Source organism: Sphingomonas sp. ABOLE, assembly GCF_003950455.1.
Classification (GTDB): domain Bacteria; phylum Pseudomonadota; class Alphaproteobacteria; order Sphingomonadales; family Sphingomonadaceae; genus Sphingomonas; species Sphingomonas trueperi.
The window spans coordinates 1-1,370 of sequence record NZ_QQWY01000101.1; the positions used below are offsets into that span (position 1 = coordinate 1).

At 58.8% G+C, this 1,370-nt stretch carries 1 protein-coding gene; it reads right to left on the bottom strand.

Features of this window, described 5'->3' with window-relative positions; translation table 11 throughout:
* Window positions 1–23 precede the first annotated feature (23 nt).
* Window positions 24–1,370 (bottom strand): reverse transcriptase/maturase family protein (locus CA234_RS24050; protein WP_126002941.1); only part of this gene is annotated, 1,347 nt, incomplete at its 5' end.

Consider the following 1,370-nt stretch of genomic DNA (forward strand, 5'->3'; position numbering starts at 1 on the left):
CAGTCGGGTAGGATTGGTGCTGCTCATGGAGTCAGCCCTGATCCCCCCGCCGAACCGCACGTGCAGCTTTCACCGCATGCGGCTCTCCACTGTGACGAACCATCACTTTGCCGTAGATCGGGCAGGCGGCCTCTGTGAGTATCCCAGTGGCATTGCTCGCACAGGACCACCGTCCTGCGGGCGCGTGCCACCTTCATTCTCACGACAAAACCGCGGTGCGAAACATCGGCCATCCCCCGGATATGGTGCACCTGACACGGAACATCGGATCGACCGCAAGCCTCGCATTGCTTGGCATTCTGACGATCAACCCAGTCCGTACGTGAGTGGGTGAACACCTGCGTCCAAGGCTGGATATCAATCCTGGACGAGGTGGCCGGATCACGTTTCAGATGAGCCAGTTTCCAGACTTTGACCGATCGGGGCTGGCCATCGACGTCGTAGCCGATGGTGAATTCCTGCCCCGTCCTCATGCGGGCCACGACCGCTCGCACATTGGTTTTGTGCTTGCTGGCCAAGGTCTTGAACAAGCTCCACCGCTGGAGAAACTCAAGCCTGTTCAGCTTGAAGCTCACATCCTTGGCGAGAGCATAGTAGTTCGCAAAACCCCGCAATTCGGCGTTGTAAGCTAGGACGATCTCAACGTCGCTGCAGCTGAGCAGCAGGCTACGATGACGCGGCTTCAACACCGACAGATCACCATAACCTTTTGCAGAAGCGAACGCGTGGACCTTCTCCCAAGGGACATGCAGCTGCATCACTTCCGACGGCGGCCTACGAAGGAAGCTGACGGAACCTTGTCGGCTCCGGACAACCCGTTGGCGTGTCGTATATGTGCGGACCTCATATCCAAGGAAGGCGGCTCCATCGCTCGCCTTGCGGATACCGCTTTTCTCCTCGGACACCGTGAGCGCCAGCGCCTCGGTCAGGAATGCCCTGACTTCGGCGAACACGCTTCGTGCATCCTCCTTGCTACCGATAACCCCAATCATGAAGTCGTCCGCGTAGCGACAGTAACGAAGTCGGCGATAACCGGGGTCCATCGCGTCTCTCGACGGGATGGACCGCTTTTGCGGCAGTAAGGTTTGGATTTTGGCCAAGGAGGCCGCAACCTTCACCTCGTCGACATTGTCTTTGGCCCGCAGCATGGTGACGCGCTTCCGTTGTTTCTGGATGCGCCCAGCCAGTCGCCCATATTCCGGGTTCGTGGCACGGACCTTCCCCCTCTCGAAAGCCGCGATCCGTTCCGCCATGAACATATCGAGTTCATGGAGGTAGATGTTGGCCAAGATTGGAGAGACGATACCGCCCTGCGGAGTGCCGCTGTAGGTCCGGGTGTGAACCCGGTCTTCCATAACACCCGCCTTAAG